Raw genomic sequence first — 19,225 nt, 5'->3', positions numbered from 1 at the left:
TTTTTTAAACAATTTATAAAATATTTATTTGTGGGGTGAAGGCATGACAAGAACAATCCGTAAGCAAAAATACGGTACGAGAGAAAGATACACTTTCTCTAAAATTAAAGAAATTCTTGATGTCCCAAATTTGATTGAAGTCCAAAAGACCTCCTACAATGCTTTCCTAGATACCGGCATTAAAGAAGTTTTTGAAGACTTTTCTCCTATTTTAGACATTGGTGGCAACTTTGAGCTACACTTTGTCGACTATTCCTTAGAGCGTAAGTCTAAGTATAGCGAGAGAGAGTGTCGTGAAAGAGACGCCACGTTCGCCGCTCCTTTAAGGGTAAAAGTAAGGCTTGTTAGAGTGGATACCGGCGAAGTTACCGAGCAAGAAGTCTTTATGGGCGATTTTCCCTTAATGACCGACACTGGTAGCTTTATTATCAACGGCGCAGAAAGAGTTGTAGTTTCTCAGCTTGTACGTTCTCCCGGCGTTTACGCAGACAGTAGCCGTGACAAGAACGGCAGTTTGCAATACGACACTACGGTTATTCCCAATCGTGGCGCTTGGCTCGAATTTGTACAAGACGGCTCTACCGATATACTTAACGTTCACGTAGACCGCAACCGCAAACTTCCCGCAACCGTTTTACTTAGAGCCATAGGTTACGGCACCGACCAAGAGATTTATGAGCTTTTCAACAACGACAAAACAATAGTCAACACTTGTATTAAAGATACGACCAAGTCCGAACGTGACGGTTTAATCGAATTATACAAAAGACTCCGTCCGGGCGAAGTTCCTGCCGACGAGTCTACTCGCAAGCAATTAAACGACCTATTATTTAACGCTAAGCGTTATGATATGGCTCGTGTTGGTAGATACAAATATAATAAGAAGTTGTCTATCGCAAGACGTATTAAAGGCTTTACGTTAGCTCAGGACGTAGTAACGCCGTTAGGTTTTACCTATCCTGCCGGAAAAGAGCTTACCGAAACAGAAGCCTACGACTTACAGCATAGCGGTATAAACGTAGTTTATTTGTCTTTGCTAGGTCAAAAGGTAAAAGTAATAGGCAACAACGTCGTGGACATTCATTATTTCTTATCACACTTAGACAAGCAATACGAGGACGTTGATTTTGAAGCCCTAGGCATAAACGAATATGCAAACTTAACCGTTCTTCAAGAAATGTTATCGCAAGGTTTAAGCGGACAAGCGTTGCTTAAAGCAATTCAAGAGGGCAAAGATTTACTTATTCCTAAGCACATCACCAAAGAAGATATAATCGCTACAATTTCTTACAACCTTAACCTTAAATACGGTCTAGGCGCAACCGACAACATCGACCACTTAGGCAATCGTCGTGTTCGCTCGGTAGGCGAATTAGTACAGAATCAACTTCGTGTCGGCGTAGCAAGGTTAGAGCGTTTAATTAGAGAGAGAATGTCAGCGCAAGAAAAAGATAAGGCGACTCCGCAAAGCTTAATTAACGTTCGCCCTGTTTCTTCGGTAATCAAAGAATTCTTTGGCAGTTCCCAACTTTCGCAATTTATGGACCAATCTAACCCAATCGCCGAGCTTACTCATAAGAGAAAGTTATCTGCGCTAGGTCCGGGAGGTCTTAACCGTGAAAGAGCGACTTTTGAAGTCCGTGACGTTCACTATTCGCACTATGGCAGAATGTGTCCTATCGAAACGCCCGAAGGTCAAAACATCGGTCTAATCACTTCGCTTGCGACTTATGCAAGAATTAACAAATACGGCTTTATCGAATCGCCATATCGCAGAGTCGACAAAGTCAAACATATAGTAACCGACGTAATAGATTACTTACCAGCCGACGAAGAAGACGGCAACTATGTAGCCCAAGCTAACGAAGAACTTAACGACAACAGTTGGTTTGTCAACGAAAGAGTTACTTGCCGTTACAAAGACCCCAAAGATAAACAGCAAACAATAGCAGAATTCCCAGCAGAAATTGTCGACTATATGGACGTTTCGCCCAAACAATTAGTTTCGGTTGCGACAAGTTTAATTCCCTTCCTTGAAAACGACGATACAAACAGAGCTTTAATGGGTTCTAACATGCAACGTCAAGCCGTACCGCTACTTTTGCCCGAACACCCAATAGTAGCTACCGGCATAGAGGACCGTATAGCTTACGACAGCGGAGTAATGATAATCGCTAAGCAAGACGGTATAGTCACAAGAGTTGTTGGCGACGCTATTACTTTAACCGACAACAATGGCGAACAACACGTATACCCTTTACAAAAGTTTGTGCGTTCTAATCAAGGCACTTGTATAAATCAACGCCCAATAGTAACCAACGGTACTAAGGTCAAAAAAGGCGATATTCTTGCTGACGGACCTTCAACCGACGGCGGAGAATTGTCGCTAGGACGCAATATCTTAATAGGCTTTATGTCCTGGGAAGGTTATAACTATGAGGACGCTATTTTAATTAGCGAAAAATTAGTAAAAGAAGACGTCTTCACTTCTATCCATATCGAAGAATATGAGATTGAAGCAAGAGAGAGCAAACTTGGCGCAGAAGAATTTACACGTGACATTCCTAACGTAAGCGACGGAGCGCTTAAAGACTTAGACGAGAATGGTATTGTGCGTATCGGCGCAGAAGTTCACCCGCTTGACTATCTTGTTGGTAAAGTTACCCCTAAGGGCGAGACAGACTTAACCCCCGAAGAAAGATTATTAAGAGCTATTTTCTCAGAAAAAGCTCGTGAAGTTAGAGATACTTCTTTAAGAGTTCCTAACGGCGAAGGCGGTATCGTAGTTGACGTTAAAGTCTTTACTCGTGAAAACAAAGACGAACTCAATCCCGGCGTTAAGAAGGCCGTAAGAGTCTACATCGCTCAAAAGAGAAAAATCGGCGTAGGCGATAAAATGGCAGGCAGACACGGCAACAAAGGTTGCATAAGTAGAATTTTACCCGAAGAAGATATGCCCTTTATGGAAGACGGCACACCTTTACAAATAGTTCTTAACCCCTTAGGCGTTCCTTCTCGTATGAATATCGGTCAAGTGCTAGAAGTTCACTTAGGCTTAGTGGCAAAGATGTTGGGTTGGGACGTTTGTACGCCGGTATTTGACGGCGCAACCGAAGGCGATATAAGACAATTATTCCTCCAAAACAATCTAGTCAACGAAGAAACAGGCAAAGTCGACGGCAAGGTTACCTTGTATGACGGACGCACCGGTTTGCCTTTTGAAAATCGTATCACAGTTGGCTATATGTATATGTTAAAACTTATCCACTTAGTTGACGATAAGATTCACGCTCGTTCGATAGGACCTTATAGCCTTGTAACACAGCAACCCTTAGGCGGTAAAGCTCAATTCGGCGGACAAAGATTTGGCGAAATGGAAGTTTGGGCGCTTGAAGCTTACGGCGCAGCAAATATACTACAAGAAATTTTAACAGTCAAGAGCGACGACGTAATCGGCCGTGTAAAGACTTACGAGTCTATCGTCAAGGGCGAAAACGTAGTAGACCCAGGTATTCCAGAGTCCTTTAAAGTTCTTGTAAAAGAACTGCAATCTTTGGCGCTTGACGTAAAGGTAATGAGCGAAGACAAAGAAGAAATATCTATTAAAGATAGTAGCGACGACGAGATGGATTTACTCGAAGTCAACCTTAAAGAAGAAGAAGAACGCAAAGATAAGGTTAGAGCCTTTAACGAAGACCAGTCTATTAGGCTTGAAGGCGAAACCGATTACACTCAAAGCGGAGACGTGGACGCTTATGACTTTGCTAATCTCTTTGACGACGAAGTACCCGAAAAAGACAACGCTTCTAACCAAACTAAACCTATTAATTTGTTTGGGGACGACGATGACGATGATTTGTCAAATTTATCCGAGTTGCTAGGCAACGACGATGACGATGACAAGGACGAGGAGTAGGAGGTTAAGAGATGAGAGAATTAAATAATTATGATTCGATACAAATAGGCATAGCCTCTCCCGAGAAGATTAGAGAATGGAGCTATGGCGAAGTAACTAAGCCCGAAACTATCAATTACCGCACTCAAAAACCCGAAAAAGACGGTCTATTCTGCGAAAAAATATTTGGACCGACTAAGGACTGGGAGTGTCATTGTGGCAAATACAAACGTATTCGTTATAAAGGCGTAATTTGCGACAAATGCGGTGTTAAGGTCACGCAAGCTAAGGTAAGAAGAGAGAGAATGGGGCATATCGAACTTGCCGCTCCCGTTTCTCACATTTGGTATTTTAGAGGCGTTCCAAGTCGTATGGGCTTATTGCTTGATATGTCGCCTAAATATCTTGAACAAATATTAAACTTTGCAAATTATGTTGTGCTAGACCCTAAGAGTACGCCTTTAACTAAGAAGCAAGTTTTAAATGCTACCGAATATAAAGAAGCTGTCGACGCCTATGGCATAGGCTCGTTTAGAGCTGGTATGGGCGCAGAAAGTATCAAAGAACTTCTTCAAGAAATTAATCTTGAAAAGGAATCTGCCGAACTTAAACAAATTCTTACTTCGGCTACCGGACAAAAGAGAGCGAGAGCTATTAAACGTATTGAAATTGTCGAAGCGTTTAGAAAGAGCGGAAATAAACCCGAGTGGATGATTCTTACCGTTCTACCCGTACTGCCTCCCGAACTACGTCCAATGGTACCGCTTGACGGTGGTAGATACGCTACAAGCGACCTAAACGACTTGTATCGTAGAGTTATCACACGTAACAATAGACTTAAAAAATTATTAGAAATGGGCGCTCCCAACATTCTTATTTGCAACGAAAAAAGAATGTTACAGGAAGCCGTAGACAGTTTAATTGACAACTCACGAGCTAAACGTCCCCAAACAGGCGCAGGCAACCGAGAATATAAATCTCTTTCGGGAATGTTGCGTGGTAAGCAAGGTCGTTTCCGTCAAAATCTACTCGGTAAACGTGTTGACTATTCGGGTCGTTCGGTTATCGTAGTAGGGCCGGAACTTAAACTTCACCAATGCGGACTACCCAAAGAAATGGCTCTTGAACTTTTCAAACCTTTTGTAATGCGTATGCTTTGCGACACTAACCAATGTCAAAATATTAAGAGCGCAAAACGTAGGGTAGAAAGAGCCGACAGCAAGGTTTGGGACTGTCTAGAAGAAGTAATTAAGGACCACCCAGTACTTCTAAACCGTGCGCCCACCCTTCATAGATTGTCAATTCAAGCTTTTGAACCCGTTTTAATCGAAGGTAGAGCTATTAAATTACACCCTCTCGCTTGTACTGCGTTTAACGCAGACTTTGACGGCGACCAAATGCCCGTTCACGTTCCGCTATCAATCGAGGCGCAAACTGAGGCTAGGTATTTAATGCTTGCTTCAAACAATATTCTCAAACTTTCGGACGGCAAACCCGTTGTATCGCCTACGCAAGATATGGTTATGGGTTGTTACTATCTAACAATCGATAAAGAAGGCGCAAAGGGCGAGGGTAAGACATTTACGGGCATAGACGAAGCAATTCTCGCCTATAACGCAGGCGATATAGGTTTACAAACAATTATTAACGTTCGTGTTAGCAAGGAAATCGACGGCGTTAAATATAGCAAACGGCTTAAAACTACTTGTGGTAGATTGATATTTAACAAGGCAATTCCACAAGACTTAGGTTTTTGCGAACGCAAGACTCCCGACCAACAACTTGACCTAGAACTTAACACCTTAGTAGGCAAAACTAAATTATCTGAAATAGTTGAGAAATGTTATAAGAAGCACGGCACGTCAATTACCGCCGAAATGCTTGATAACGTTAAGTCGTTAGGTTTTAAATATTCGACCATAGCGGGTATTACTGCAAGCGTATTTGATATGCATATCCCAACTGAGAAACCCACAATTTTAAAAGCGGCGTCAGAAAAAGTATTGCAAATAGAGCATAGGTACGAAGAAGGTCTTGTAACCGACCAAGAGCGTTATGAAAACGTTGTTTCAACGTGGAGACAAGCGACTAAGGACGTAACCGACGCATTGAAGAAGACTCTAACCAAGTTCAACCCAATTTGGATGATGGCGGACTCTGGCGCAAGAGGCAAGATGGACCAAATTCGTCAGCTTTCAGGTATGCGTGGTCTAATGAGCGACCCTTCGGGCAAAACAATCGAGTTGCCCGTTAAAGCTTGTTTTAGAGAAGGTCTAACCGTACTAGAATACTTTATTTCTTCTCACGGCGGTAGAAAAGGTCTAGCCGATACGGCAATTAAGACTGCCGACAGCGGATATTTAACAAGAAGGCTTGTCGACGTTTCTCACGACGTAATTATAAGAGAAGAAGATTGTTGCGGAGCGTATAGCAAACCGCAAGGTATATGGATTACAGCTTTAATCGCAGACGATGGCAACAAGATTGAAGGTCTACAAGAAAGAATAGTAGGTCGTTACTCAATCGAAGACGTAATTAATCCTACAACAGGCGAAATTATTGTCAAGGCCGACAGCTTAATAACCGACGAACAATCCGAAGCCGTAGTAAAAGCCGGTATAGAGAAGGTTTATTGCCGTACAGTTCTTACTTGTCGTAGCAAACAAGGTATTTGCGCTAAATGTTATGGTAGAAATATGGCTGGAAACACCACTGTTCAACTTGGAGAAGCCGTTGGCGTAATAGCCGCTCAATCAATCGGCGAACCCGGCACTCAGCTTACAATGCGTACTTTCCACACCGGTGGCGTAGCAACCTCAGACGATATCACACAAGGTCTACCTCGTGTAGAAGAACTATTTGAGGCAAGAAAACCTAAGGGCGTAGCTATTCTTTGCGAAAGCAGTAGCGTAGTAAAAGTAAGTGAAAAAGATAATAAACGCATAATCACCGCAACCGACGTATCGGCTTACGAAAGCGGTAAAGTTGAACCTAAGGATATTAAAGTTTACGATATTCCTTATTCGGCAAGAATTAAAGTTAAAGACGGCGCAAAGATAGAGAGCGGTACTCCTCTAACCGACGGACCAATTTATCCTCACGATTTACTTAGAACTAAGGGGCTTAGAGCCGTTCAAGAGTATTTACTCAAAGAAGTTCAAGGCGTTTACCGTCAACAAGGCGTTTCAATCAATGATAAGCACGTAGAAGTAATTGTAAGACAGATGTTACGTCGTGTTAAAGTTGAAGACGCAGGCGATACAAGATTGCTTCCGGGCGAAATGGTCGATATTTTCCGCTTTGACGAAGAAAATCAAACTGCCTTAGAAGACGGCGGAAAGCCCGCAACGGCAAAGAGGTCGTTACTAGGCATAACTAAGGCAAGTCTAGCGACCGAAAGTTTCCTTTCGGCGGCGTCCTTCCAAGAAACAAGCAGAGTTTTAACCGAAGCGGCAATTAAGAATAAGGTTGACCCTCTAATCGGTCTAAAAGAGAACGTAATTATAGGTAAACTTTTAACCGCAGGCACAGGACTTAAAGACTATCGTAGTTATAATATTAAAGAAGTATTTGATGCAAACGAGGACGACTCAACGGTCGAAGAAGAATAATCTCTAAGCATTAAATCGCATTATTAAGACTACAAATGATTGACAAATGTTCTTAAAAATTATATTATTTACGTTGGCGTGTTAACAATACGCCAACTAAATATAAATCCTAATTGTTAAAAGGGATAATTCACTCAATTACTATTCAAAGGAGGTAAGAAATGGCAACCATTAACCAACTAATTAAGCAAGGTAGAAGAGATGCGACAGTTAAGAGCAAGGCTCCCTTACTCGGTAACGGTCCGCAAAGACGTGGCGTATGCCTGTCAGTAACAACAACTTCTCCTAAAAAGCCTAACTCGGCGATGAGAAAAATTGCAAGAGTACGTCGTACAAACGGCGAAGAAGGCACTTGCTATATCCCCGGCGAAGGACACAACTTGCAAGAGCATAGCGTAGTTCTTTTTCGTGGCGGTAGAGTAAGAGACTTGCCCGGTGTTCGTTATCACATAATTCGTGGCGTGCTAGACGCTTCCGGCGTAGCAACTCGCAAACAAGGTCGCTCGAAATATGGCGCAAAGAGACCAAAGGCAAGCAAGAAGTAACAACAACTTAATTTAGTTACAGCTTTGGTGATTGGTGAAGACCATTTATGTAGTTTTGCCACACTAGGTAAGCAGTATGTATAGTAAACTATGCAGAAGTTTCTCCGAAATTTATTTCGTCGAGTTGGCTGTATCTAAAACAAAACATTTCAGGCAAAAAACATATTAAACAAGGAGGTAAAACCTAGATGTCAAGAAGAAGTGGCGTTCCAAAGAGAGATGTCCTTCCCGACCCAGTCTATAATAGTATGGTAGTTACAAAAGTAATCAACCAAATTATGCACGACGGTAAGAAAGGCACAGCGCAACAAATAGTTTATCAAGCATTTGATATAATCAAAGAGAAGATGAACGAAGAACCAATCGAAGTTTTCAATAAAGCAATTAATAACATTATGCCCTCGTTAGAAGTAAAGGCTCGCAGAGTAGGCGGTAGCAACTACCAAGTTCCTATGGAGATTCGTACCGAGAGAAGGCAAACCTTAGCTATAAGGTGGCTTGTTGCATTTGCAAGAAAACGTAGTGAAAAAGATATGTACCAAAGACTTGCAGGAGAGCTTATGGACGCTGTCAACAATGCAGGTAACGCTTTCAAGAAGAAGGAAGATATGCATCGTATGGCAGAGGCTAACAAAGCGTTTGCGCATTATCGTTGGTAAAATAATAAATTTATGAGACAATATCCACTAGAAAACACAAGAAATATCGGCATTATGGCGCATATTGATGCCGGCAAAACCACCACAAGCGAGAGAATACTCTTTTTTACAGGCAAAACTCGCAAAATGGGCGAAGTTCACGATGGCACAGCCGTTATGGACTCTATGGCCCAAGAGCAAGAAAGGGGTATTACTATTATGTCCGCCGCCACGACGGTACAATGGACAAGTCGCTGTAACGGCAAGGATTACCGCATTAATATTATCGATACACCCGGACACGTCGACTTTACAGTAGAAGTTGAGCGTTCTTTGAGGATACTTGATGGCGCAGTCGCAGTTTTTTGCGCAAAAGGTGGGGTAGAACCGCAAAGCGAAACAGTTTGGCATCAAGCCAGTAAATATAACGTTCCTCGTATCGCCTTTGTCAACAAAATGGACATAAACGGCGCTAACTTTGAAAACGTTGTAGATATGATGCGTGTTAGACTTAAAACTAACGCTATGCCAATTCAAATGCCTATCGGCAAAGCTGATAGCTTTGTAGGTATTGTAGACTGTATTACACAGCAAGCGTACTATTACAAAGATGCGTTAGGTAGCGATATAGAAGTGACCGATATACCCAAAGATTTGGTCGTTCAAGCTAAACATTACCGCGCGCAAATAGAAGAACTTGTCGCAGGCAGAGATGACGTCTTGACCGAGAAGTTCTTAAACGGCGAGAGCCTAACAGTAGACGAGATTAAGCAAGGCATTCGTAGCGCAACGCTAGCTAATGCGCTTACCCCCGTTCTATGCGGTTCGGCGTATAAGAATAAGGGCGTGCAACTTTTATTAGACGCAATTTGCGATTATTTGCCTAGTCCTAGCGACGTAGGCGCAGTAAAAGGCTATTCCCCCAAGAGCGACAAAGTCGTAGTCCGTCAACCCGACGACGACGAGCCACTTTGCGCAATAGCGTTTAAAATTTTAGCCGACCCCTTTGTAGGCAGACTAACTTTTGTTAGATTATATTCGGGCAGTATTCAAATAGGCACTTATGTTTACAATTCTTCGCAAAATAAGCGTGAGCGTATCTCGAAAATATTACAAATGCACTCAAACCAACGCAAAGAAGTAGATTCGGCGCATACGGGCGAGATTGTAGCCGTAGTAGGACTTAGAGATACCGTAACAGGCGACACTATTTGTAATGACAAAGAGCCAATAGTACTCGAAACAATGACTTTTCCCGAACCCGTAATAAAAGTAGCGATTGAACCAAAGACTAAGCAAGGTAGCGAAAGAATGACCGATGCGCTAATCAAGCTTGCCGAAGAAGACCCTACTTTTAAGACTTATACAGATAAAGAAACAAGCCAAATAATTATCGCCGGTATGGGTGAGCTTCACCTTGAAATTATCGTCGATAGACTTTTAAGAGAGTTTAAGGTTGAGGCTAACGTAGGCAAACCCCAAGTTTCTTATAGAGAGACAATTACCGCTCAATCTGTTGCAGATTACAAATATTCGCATCAATCAGGCGGTAGAGGACAATTTGCCCGTGTTAAACTAGCCATAGAACCCCTTGAAAAAGGTAGCGGTTTTGAGTTTGTCGACCAAGTAGTAGGCGGAAATATTCCCAAAGAATATATTCCAGCTGTCCAACAAGGTATTAAGGAAGCCGCAAGAGCGGGTATTGTTGCAGGCTACGAAGTAGTAGATTTTAGAGCAACCGTACTTGACGGCACTTTCCACCCCGTAGACAGTAGCGAACTTGCCTTTAAGATTTGCGGTTCGCTTGCATTTAGACAGGCGGCGGAGAGCGCTCGCCCAATACTACTTGAACCGCTTATGAAGGTAGAAATAACCTTGCCCGACGAATATCTAGGCGATGTTATGGGTAATATTTCAGCCCGTAGAGGCAGTATTACAGGTATCGAAATGCGTCTAGGTATGCAAGTAATCAATGCTTTAATACCACTTTCGGAAATGTTCGGTTATGCGACAGACTTGCGTAGCAAAACGCAAGGCAGGGGCAACTACACAATGCAGTTTGACACCTTTGTCCAAGTATCCGAAGCCGTCCGTAAGAAATTACTAGGCTAAACGCAAAACTTGCAAAAAACAATAGACCAAAAATAAAAAATATATTATAATTAAAAAGAAATAAAAACAAAAAAACTATAAGGTTTTTAGGAGGTTAAAAATGGCAAAACAAAAGTTTGATAGAAGCAAACCGCACGTTAACATCGGCACCATCGGTCACGTAGACCACGGTAAAACAACTCTTACGGCAGCTATTACTATGGTTATGAGTCTTGAAGGTAATGCAGAAGTTATGCGTTACGACCAAATCGATAAAGCTCCCGAAGAAAAAGAAAGAGGTATTACAATCAATACTTCTCACGTAGAGTATCAAACAGACGCAAGACACTACGCTCACGTTGACTGCCCCGGCCACGCCGACTATGTAAAGAATATGATTACAGGCGCAGCTCAAATGGACGGCGCTATATTAGTAGTTTCAGCAGCAGACGGACCAATGCCTCAAACAAGAGAGCATATCTTGCTCGCTCGTCAGGTTGGCGTTCCTTATATTGTAGTATTTCTAAATAAGACAGACTTAGTCGACGACCCAGAGCTAATCGAGTTAGTTGAAATGGAAGTTAGAGATTTACTTAGCAAATACGATTTCCCCGGCGACGATATCCCAATTATCAAGGGTAGCGCAAAAGTTGCTATGGATTTAGCTTCAACCGGTTGCAAGGACTTAACACGTCCCGAATACGCTCCAATCCTTGAACTAATGAAAGTAGTTGACGATTATATTCCTACTCCTACAAGAGCAACCGACAAACCTTTCTTAATGCCAGTAGAAGACGTCTTCACTATTACCGGTCGTGGCACAGTTGCAACCGGCAGAGTAGAGAGAGGCGAAATCAAGAACGGCGACGCAGTAGAAATTGTTGGTCTTAAAGAAGAGACTACGGCTACCGTTGTAACAGGCGTAGAAATGTTCCGCAAACTTCTCGACAGCGCAGTAGCGGGCGACAACGTTGGTTTATTACTACGTGGTATCAAGAGAGACGACGTAGAAAGAGGCCAAGTAATTGCTAAACCTAAGACAATTCACCCCCACAAGAACTTTGAAGGTCAAGTATACGTACTCACCAAAGAAGAGGGTGGCAGACACAGCCCATTCTTTAATGGTTATCGTCCTCAATTCTATTTCCGTACAACTGACGTTACAGGCAGTATCGAACTAGAAAAAGGCGTTGAGATGGTTATGCCCGGCGACCACACCAAGATTGACGTTAAGTTAATCACTCCTATCGCAATAGAAGAAGGACTACGTTTCGCTATTCGTGAAGGTGGCAGAACTGTTGGTTCGGGTGTTGTTTCTAAGGTTCTTCCCGACTAATTAATACAATTTTTCATTTAAAAGGACGCTTTTTAAGCGTCCTTTTAAGCGTTAGACCAACTTAACAATAGCGCTAGGTTTATTTAAATAGGTTTAACTCTATTTTTTCTTTATTTTAACTTATACTTTTACATTTTTTAACTAATAATGATTTTCTTTTAATTAAAATAATTCTTTAATATTGTTGACATAATAGCAAGGTTTGTGGTATCATAAGCGTGCACTTCGGTAAGAGGTGTAAATTTTTCGTGTAAAAAAACATTGGAGACGCTACAATGGCTAAAAAAGGTAATCGCATCAAAATCACATTGGCTTGTACCGAATGTAAGAATCGTAACTATGACAATATGAAGAATACCAAGAACACCACAGAGAAGCTTGAATTAACTAAGTATTGTTCTACGTGCAAAAAACACACCTTGCACAAAGAGTCTAAGTAGGAGTAATTAATTATGCCAACAACAAAAAGACCCAATATGTTTAGAAGACTAGGCAACCACTTGTCAAAGAGTTGGTCGGAACTTAAAAAGGTTTCTTGGCCTACTTTTTCCACAGTGTTGAAGAATCTAGGCGTTATTTTAGCAGTTGTTACCTTCTTCTTAATTTTAATCGGCGCAGCTGACGTATTGTTTGGCTGGTTGCACGGTTTAGTTATAGGTGCGTAATAAATGAGTGACGCTAAGTGGTATGTAATTCATACTTATGCAGGGTATGAAGGTATAGTCAAGGCGAATATCGAACAAATGGTTAAGAATAACAATTTGGGCGAAATGATATTTGACATTAAAATACCCCTCGAACAAGCAATAGAGGAACATAACGGCAAGAAAAAGGTCGTTGAGGTCAAATCTATGCCTTGTTACGTATTTATCAAATGTATTTATTCTCCTCATATTGGCTACCTAATCACCACAACTCGTGGAGTAACGGGTTTTGTAGGCCCTCAGGGTAAGGCGTGGCCACTTGAAGAAGACGAAGTGCGTAGATTTAAGCTCGAAGTAGTCAAATACGACTTTAAGCTTGCTATCGGCGACAATGTCAACGTTATTTCCGGCGCATTTGAAGGATTAATCGGCTCGATTAAGTCAATCGACCAACTCAAACAAAAGGTAACTGTGGCGCTTAATATGTTTGGCAGAGAAGCCGAAGTAGGTATGGACTTTGACCAAATAGCAAGTATTGAGGCTAAATAATTTTTATAACAACAACACTATTAGTGTTTGCAGTGGAAGGAGAAGTTTTTAAATTTTTCCAATATACCACAAAGGAGATTTAATATGGCAAAACAAGTAATCGCTGTAGTTAAATTACAGCTTCCGGCTGGTAAAGCGACACCCGCTCCGCCAGTAGGTTCGGCTCTCGGTCCAACAGGTTGTAATATTCCTATGTTTACTAAGGAATTTAACGCTAAGACCGCTGACAAGGCAGGCTTGATTATACCCGTTATAATCACAGTTTACAAAGACCACACTTTTTCAATGGTCTTAAAGACTCCTCCTGCTCCTGTTCTCATCAAAAAGGCTTGCAAGATTGAAAGAGCAAGCAAAGTCCCCAACAAAGACAAAGTAGCTAAAATTACCAAAGCGCAAGTAGAAGAGATTGCCAAAGCTAAGATGGTCGACCTCAACGCTTCGTGTCTTGAAACAGCTTGTTCTATGATTGCCGGTACTGCTCGCAGTATGGGTATCGTAGTAGAAGGTTAAGGGAGGAGAACACAATGCAAGGTAAGAGACACGTAGAGAACATCAAAAAAATTGATACCACAAGACAATACGAGCTTGAAGAAGCCGTACAGCTTGCAGTCGACACAGCTAACGCTAAGTTCGACGAAACTATGGAACTTCACGTAAGACTAGGCGTTGACCCTAGACACGCAGACCAACAGGTACGTGGCGTAGTAGTTCTTCCTAACGGCACAGGCAAAAAAGTAAGAGTTTTAGCCCTTGTTAAAGGTATTAAGGCAGACGAAGCAACAGCAGCCGGCGCAGACTTTGTTGGCGCAGAAGATATGATTGCTAAAATTCAAGCCGGTTGGTTTGACTTTGACGTTTGCGTAACTACTCCCGATATGATGGGTCTAGTTGGCCGTATTGGTAAAGTATTAGGACCAAAAGGTTTAATGCCTAACCCAAAGAGCGGTACTGTTACTATGGACGTAACTAAGGCTATTGCCGAAGTTAAAGCAGGCAAAGTAGAATACAGAGTAGACAAAACTTCAATTTGCCACGTAATTTTTGGCAAAAAGAGCTTTGGCGCAGAGAAATTATCTCAAAACCTTAGAGCGCTTATGGAAGCTATTGTAAAAGCTAAACCATCGGCAGCTAAGGGTACCTACCTAAAAAGCGTTGTTGTAACTTCAACAATGGGCGTAGGTATTAAAATGAACTATAAATCAATCTAACAATTAGCATTACAAATTTAATTTAATAAAACGTCCTTATATCCTAAGACAGCAAGTACAAACATAAATCTTGCCGAGGTACAAGACTAGGTAAGTTAAACGCTTCCGCCCTTGTATCTTTTGATACAGGGGCATTTTAATAGTAGTTTTACTACGCAAGTATTAAAAAAGGAGGAGAACAATGACAGAACAAATTAGTCTAAACAGACAAGCTAAAAGAAAAGAAGTAGACATCATCAAGGAGCGTATCGCCAACACTAAGGGTTTTGTAGTATTTGATTACAAAGGTCTTACCGTTCTACAAGATACCGAGATGCGTCGTACTTTCCGTGACCAAAAAGTCGAGTATAAAGTGCTTAAAAATACTCTTGTACGCCTTGCTCTTAACGAACTAGGTTATAAAGAATTCGACCTTGCTCTTAACGGACCTACGGCTATTGCTTTTGCTACCGAAGACGAATTAGCAGCATGCAAAGTTGCGGTAGAAAGCGTATCTACTTACAAGACCGTTCAAGTTAAATGCGGTATGATGGACAAAAAGTATATTGACGCTAACGCAGTTGAACAATATTCCAAAGTTCCTAACAAGCCTGCGCTACTATCTATGTTGCTATCAGTATTGCAAGCCCCAGTGCGCTCTCTTGCAATCGCTCTTGACAAAGTAGCCGAACAACGTGGCTAATTAGCCCAAAGTACAAGCATTAAAAATGCAAAATCAAAATTTAAATTAATAGGAGAAATAAAATGGAAGTATCACAATTTATTGAAGAAATCAAAAAAATGACAGTCGTAGAACTTAACGAACTTGTCAAAGCAATAGAAAAAGAATTTGGCGTATCAGCAGCGGCTCAGGTAGCAGTAGCTGGCGCAGCAGCTCCGGTTGCAGTAGTAGAAGAAAAGACCGAATTTGACGTAATTTTAAAGAGCTTTGGCGCTAAGAAAATTGACGTTATCAAGGTAGTTAGAGAACTAACTGGTTTAGGACTAGTAGAAGCTAAGAACTTAGTAGAAGCCGCTCCTTCAACAATCAAAGAAGCTCAACCTAAGGAAGAAGCAGACAAAATGCTTGCTAAACTTGTTGCAGCTGGCGCAGAAGCCGAACTTAAATAAATTAGTTTATTGCAAAATAAAGACTGCCAAAATATTTTGGCAGTCTTTTTTGTTTGCAATTTGCGTAACTTAATCTTTGTCTTTAATTTTTCAATTTAATTTTGGCTAAAATTAACAATCTAATTTTTCAATTTAATTTTGGCTAAAATTAACAATCTAATTTTTCAATTTAAATTCTTCAATTTATAAAATATGGCGTTATAATTTGCTCCGTTGAGTCTAAACTTACTCCACAATAACTTTAAGCGTAGTAGATATTTCTGCGTATAGTTTAAGCGTAACAGAATATTCTCCAATGGTTTTTAGCGGGGAAGGCAAAACTACAATCTTTTTTTCGAAAGAATAACCTTGTTTATTTAAAGCGTCGATAATTTCTTGGCTTGTAACCGACCCGAATAATCTACCGCCCTCGCCTTTTTTTGCGCTGATTACAACCGAACGAGTCTTTATCTCTTGCGCAAGGCGTCTAGCGACCTGTCTTTCTTGTTCCTTAACTTCTCTTTCTTTTTTCTTTTTAGCGTCCATTTGTTTTATTATTTGGTCGTTGCAAGCTTCGGCAAGTCCAAGTCTAAATAAGTAATTTCTAGCGTATCCGTCGCTTACCTCAATTATATCGTCTTTTTTGCCCTGAGTTGCCACATCTTTAAGTAATACTACCTTCATTTTCGTATCCTCCCTTTATATTATATAGTTTATAATTATTTTATACTTTTGTCAATAAGGTCACGTCATAATAGTATAAAAACAATAAAATCGGTAAAAATATATAAAAACGGAGGTAAAAAAATGGAAAAAGCTCAAAGAATTAAATGTAACGTATGCGATTGTTTGCATAACTGTCAAGGCGACGAATGTTGTAAGCTAAAATGCATTACAGTAGACCACCCCGAGGGAAACGTAAGAGAAACATCTTGCAAAAATTACAAACAGAAGTAAAAAAGCGTAATAACGTTTGTTAAGAACAAAAGTAAAAAATGTTAACAAAAGGAAAAGAATAGCAAAAATATTTCTTTTCCTTTTGCTATATTTTATCTTGACAAGCATATACATTTGTTCTAATATTGTACTGTAAGGGTAGACATTTTTTGGTAAACTAGCCGACTTTTTTTGTTGGCGTTTGATTATATTTTTAATACAATGGAGGAAAGAAATGTTAGACACACCGCTTAATTCTATCAAGATTTTTGCAGGAAACGCTAGTAAGGATTTAGCCACAGGTATTTGCGCCAAACTAGAAATGCCACTAGGGGATATGGAAGTAACACGTTTCTCGGACGGAGAAGTTGCCGTAAACATTCGTGAGAGCGTAAGAGGCAGAGATGTATTTATCGTCCAATCAACTTCCTACCCAGTAAATGAAAACCTTATGGAGCTACTTGTTATGCTTGACGCCTTCAAGAGAGCTTCCGCCGGTCGCATTACAGCCGTTATACCATATTTTGGATATGCTCGTCAGGACTGGAAAGCTCGTGCGAGAGACCCGATAAGCGCCAAATTAGTAGCTGACCTTATCACAACGGCAGGCGCAAACCGTATACTTACTATGGACTTACACTCGGCTCAACTTCAAGGGTTTTTTGATATTCCTCTTGACCACTTGTTAGGTCAAGGCGTGTTGTCTAAATATTTTATCGCAAACGGTTACAAATCTGACGATTTAGTAATTGTAGCGCCCGACGTAGGCTCGGTTAAACGCGCTCGTTCTATGGCGACAAAATTTAACGCTCCAATAGCTATTATAGATAAGCGTCGTCCTAAGGCAAACGTTATGGAAGTTATGAATATTATCGGCGATATCGATGGCAAGACTTGCATAATGATTGACGATATGATTGATACTGCCGGCACTATTTGTCAAGGCGCTATCGCCCTTAAAGAACAAGGCGCAAGCAAAATTTTAGCTTGTTGTTCGCACGGGATATTCTCAGGCCCTGCAATTTCACGCATTATGGATAGTCCTATCGAGCAACTTGTAACCTTAGATACTATCGAACTTCCTCCTGAAAAGATGTGTAGTAAGATTGTTCGTGTGGGCGTAGCCGATTTATTTGCCGACGCAATCTCAAATATCTACACGCACCGCTCGGTTTCTAAATTATTTGAATAATCTTTAAGTATTTAAATATTTTTTAAACAACGGTTTATAAATTAATATACTTGTCAATACTCCTACCACAATGATGGTAGGAGTATTTTTTTAGGAGTTTTTGTGAAAAAAATTTATTTATTGCTAATATTCTTGGTATTTTTGCAAGTAAGACCTACTAATTTACCAAATGTATTAACCTTAGAGGGTGATTATTACATATATTGTGTTTCTACGACTTTGCCTAACGTTGATTGCGGAGAGTTTAAGAGAGTAAAAACAAGTTTGGCTGAGTTTGATAGCGTGATTAGTCAATGCAAAAATATCAAAGGCGTGACCTATGTTGCAAAGTTTAGCCAAACAGTACTGCAAGAAGTGTTGTCTAAACTTAATCTAGCAAATTCAAATAATGAAGAAATTACCTACGGATATTCTAATAAACTCAATAGGGGTATTTACATAAATGGCGTAGAAGTCAACGTACAAATTGCGTGCGTAAGAGAGCAAATATATGTAGGCTACCCAATATTACTAGGAAGTTACTAATACATATAGACAAAAAATTATATTAGGAGGACAAATAAATGTCAAAATCAAATGTTAACGGAAATGCTTTTGTAAGATTTCTCCGTAACAACATAGCTCTTATCATTATATCAATTTGCTTACTTGCCATAGTTACAATAGTAATTGTAGCAAGCGTCAACGCTAACGAGCCAACTCTACCGGTAGACGGCAACAAGCCCACCGACACTACCGACGACCCCGACGACGACAAGCCAACCACAGACCCTAGCGATGATGTTCCAACAGGCGGGGACGGCGACATTACTTCGGCAAAGTTCGAATTGCCGGTATCCAATTTTACAATCGGTATGGACTATACTAACGACACCGACAACTTGTTTGTATTTAGTAGTACCCTTAAACGTTGGCAATCTCACCGAGCTACTGACTTTTTAGCCACAAGCGGAACGGCAGTAACGGCTATGAGGGGAGGTACGGTTACCGAAGTTGGCAATAATTATGCCTTAGGCGACTATGTTACCGTAGACCACGGCGATGGCGTCGTAGCAACCTATGCCTCAATGCAAAATCTTTGCGTAGTAGCAGGACAAACCGTAGCTAAGGGCGAAAAAATCGGCGAGGTATCTAATTCTGCCGGCTCAGAGCTAGCAGACGGCGCTCACTTACACCTTGCTGTTAAAAAAGATGGCAAATATGTAAGTCCGTGGACTATTCTAACCAAACCCGCTCAATAGAAATTAAAAACCAGTTAGAAATCATAGTAATCGTATATTTATAGCAAAAAATATATACGAACAAATTTAAGCAAAGGTAAAGTTATGCAAAGGCAATACAAAGTTAATCAAACTCAAAGCAAATAAAACAGCCTAATTAAAATGTGTATTTGCGTTAAATTATTAATATGCTCTGTACTACTAATAACGCTTTTACAAGAAGAGTCGTCCTAGGACGGCTCTTTGTTTTCGCTATAAATGTTAAAAAAGT

General features: G+C 40.8%; 18 protein-coding genes and 1 other annotated feature. Of the genes, 17 read left to right on the top strand and 1 reads right to left on the bottom strand.

Annotated features, from left to right (window positions below; translation table 11 throughout):
• Positions 1 to 43: 43 nt before the first annotated feature.
• From RR062_04475 to rplL, 13 genes are all read left to right on the top strand, one after another.
• On the top strand, positions 44 to 3,916 hold the full coding sequence (locus RR062_04475) for a DNA-directed RNA polymerase subunit beta (GenBank protein ID MEG2026964.1): 3,873 nt from the start codon (positions 44 to 46) through the stop codon (positions 3,914 to 3,916).
• Between the two features lie 11 nt (positions 3,917 to 3,927).
• On the top strand, positions 3,928 to 7,506 hold the full coding sequence (gene rpoC, locus RR062_04470; GenBank protein ID MEG2026963.1) for a DNA-directed RNA polymerase subunit beta': 3,579 nt from the start codon (positions 3,928 to 3,930) through the stop codon (positions 7,504 to 7,506).
• A gap of 161 nt (positions 7,507 to 7,667) precedes the next feature.
• Complete coding sequence (gene rpsL / locus RR062_04465) at positions 7,668 to 8,051, top strand: 30S ribosomal protein S12 (GenBank protein ID MEG2026962.1); 384 nt, start codon at positions 7,668 to 7,670, stop codon at positions 8,049 to 8,051.
• A gap of 188 nt (positions 8,052 to 8,239) precedes the next feature.
• Positions 8,240 to 8,710 carry a 30S ribosomal protein S7 gene (gene rpsG, locus RR062_04460; protein ID MEG2026961.1) on the top strand — a complete coding sequence of 157 codons (471 nt, stop codon included), beginning with the start codon at positions 8,240 to 8,242 and terminating at the stop codon, positions 8,708 to 8,710.
• A gap of 12 nt (positions 8,711 to 8,722) precedes the next feature.
• Positions 8,723 to 10,801, top strand: a complete 2,079-nt coding sequence (gene fusA / locus RR062_04455; protein ID MEG2026960.1) for an elongation factor G — start codon at positions 8,723 to 8,725, stop codon at positions 10,799 to 10,801.
• 100 nt (positions 10,802 to 10,901) lie between these two features.
• Positions 10,902 to 12,116 (top strand): elongation factor Tu, encoded by a 1,215-nt coding sequence (tuf, locus tag RR062_04450; GenBank protein ID MEG2026959.1) that lies wholly within the window; start codon positions 10,902 to 10,904, stop codon positions 12,114 to 12,116.
• Positions 12,117 to 12,391: 275 nt separating this feature from the next.
• Positions 12,392 to 12,556: a 50S ribosomal protein L33 gene (gene rpmG / locus RR062_04445; GenBank protein MEG2026958.1), complete on the top strand. Its 165-nt coding sequence runs from the start codon at positions 12,392 to 12,394 to the stop codon at positions 12,554 to 12,556.
• A 12-nt stretch (positions 12,557 to 12,568) separates the two neighbouring features.
• On the top strand, positions 12,569 to 12,781 hold the full coding sequence (gene secE, locus RR062_04440) for a preprotein translocase subunit SecE (GenBank protein ID MEG2026957.1): 213 nt from the start codon (positions 12,569 to 12,571) through the stop codon (positions 12,779 to 12,781).
• A gap of 3 nt (positions 12,782 to 12,784) precedes the next feature.
• Entirely contained in the window at positions 12,785 to 13,309 is a 525-nt protein-coding gene (locus RR062_04435) for a transcription termination/antitermination protein NusG (GenBank protein ID MEG2026956.1), read from the top strand.
• Between the two features lie 84 nt (positions 13,310 to 13,393).
• Positions 13,394 to 13,819, top strand: coding sequence for a 50S ribosomal protein L11 (rplK, locus tag RR062_04430; protein MEG2026955.1), 426 nt, complete (start codon positions 13,394 to 13,396; stop codon positions 13,817 to 13,819).
• Between the two features lie 14 nt (positions 13,820 to 13,833).
• Positions 13,834 to 14,517, top strand: coding sequence for a 50S ribosomal protein L1 (gene rplA, locus RR062_04425; GenBank protein ID MEG2026954.1), 684 nt, complete (start codon positions 13,834 to 13,836; stop codon positions 14,515 to 14,517).
• Positions 14,518 to 14,541: 24 nt separating this feature from the next.
• Positions 14,542 to 14,664 (top strand) — a sequence feature (ribosomal protein L10 leader region).
• 34 nt (positions 14,665 to 14,698) lie between these two features.
• A complete protein-coding gene (rplJ, locus tag RR062_04420; GenBank protein MEG2026953.1) occupies positions 14,699 to 15,199 on the top strand; it encodes a 50S ribosomal protein L10 in 501 nt (166 codons plus the stop codon).
• Positions 15,200 to 15,261: 62 nt separating this feature from the next.
• Positions 15,262 to 15,627, top strand: coding sequence for a 50S ribosomal protein L7/L12 (gene rplL, locus RR062_04415; protein ID MEG2026952.1), 366 nt, complete (start codon positions 15,262 to 15,264; stop codon positions 15,625 to 15,627).
• Positions 15,628 to 15,852: 225 nt separating this feature from the next.
• Here rplL and rplI read toward each other — a convergent pair whose 3' ends face one another.
• Positions 15,853 to 16,290, bottom strand: coding sequence for a 50S ribosomal protein L9 (gene rplI, locus RR062_04410; GenBank protein MEG2026951.1), 438 nt, complete (start codon positions 16,288 to 16,290; stop codon positions 15,853 to 15,855).
• Positions 16,291 to 16,413: 123 nt separating this feature from the next.
• On the opposite strand from rplI, the gene RR062_04405 reads away from it, so the two are divergent.
• From RR062_04405 to RR062_04390, 4 genes are all read left to right on the top strand, one after another.
• Entirely contained in the window at positions 16,414 to 16,563 is a 150-nt protein-coding gene (locus RR062_04405) for a hypothetical protein (protein MEG2026950.1), read from the top strand.
• Between the two features lie 214 nt (positions 16,564 to 16,777).
• Complete coding sequence (locus RR062_04400) at positions 16,778 to 17,734, top strand: ribose-phosphate pyrophosphokinase (protein ID MEG2026949.1); 957 nt, start codon at positions 16,778 to 16,780, stop codon at positions 17,732 to 17,734.
• Positions 17,735 to 17,836: 102 nt separating this feature from the next.
• Entirely contained in the window at positions 17,837 to 18,259 is a 423-nt protein-coding gene (locus RR062_04395; GenBank protein ID MEG2026948.1) for a hypothetical protein, read from the top strand.
• Between the two features lie 38 nt (positions 18,260 to 18,297).
• Positions 18,298 to 18,975 carry a M23 family metallopeptidase gene (locus RR062_04390; GenBank protein ID MEG2026947.1) on the top strand — a complete coding sequence of 226 codons (678 nt, stop codon included), beginning with the start codon at positions 18,298 to 18,300 and terminating at the stop codon, positions 18,973 to 18,975.
• Positions 18,976 to 19,225: the final 250 nt, after the last annotated feature.

Source organism: Clostridia bacterium (genome assembly GCA_036654455.1).
Classification (GTDB): Bacteria; Bacillota; Clostridia; order Christensenellales; family CAG-314; genus JAVVRZ01.
This window is presented reverse-complemented; position numbering and strand designations above follow the sequence as displayed.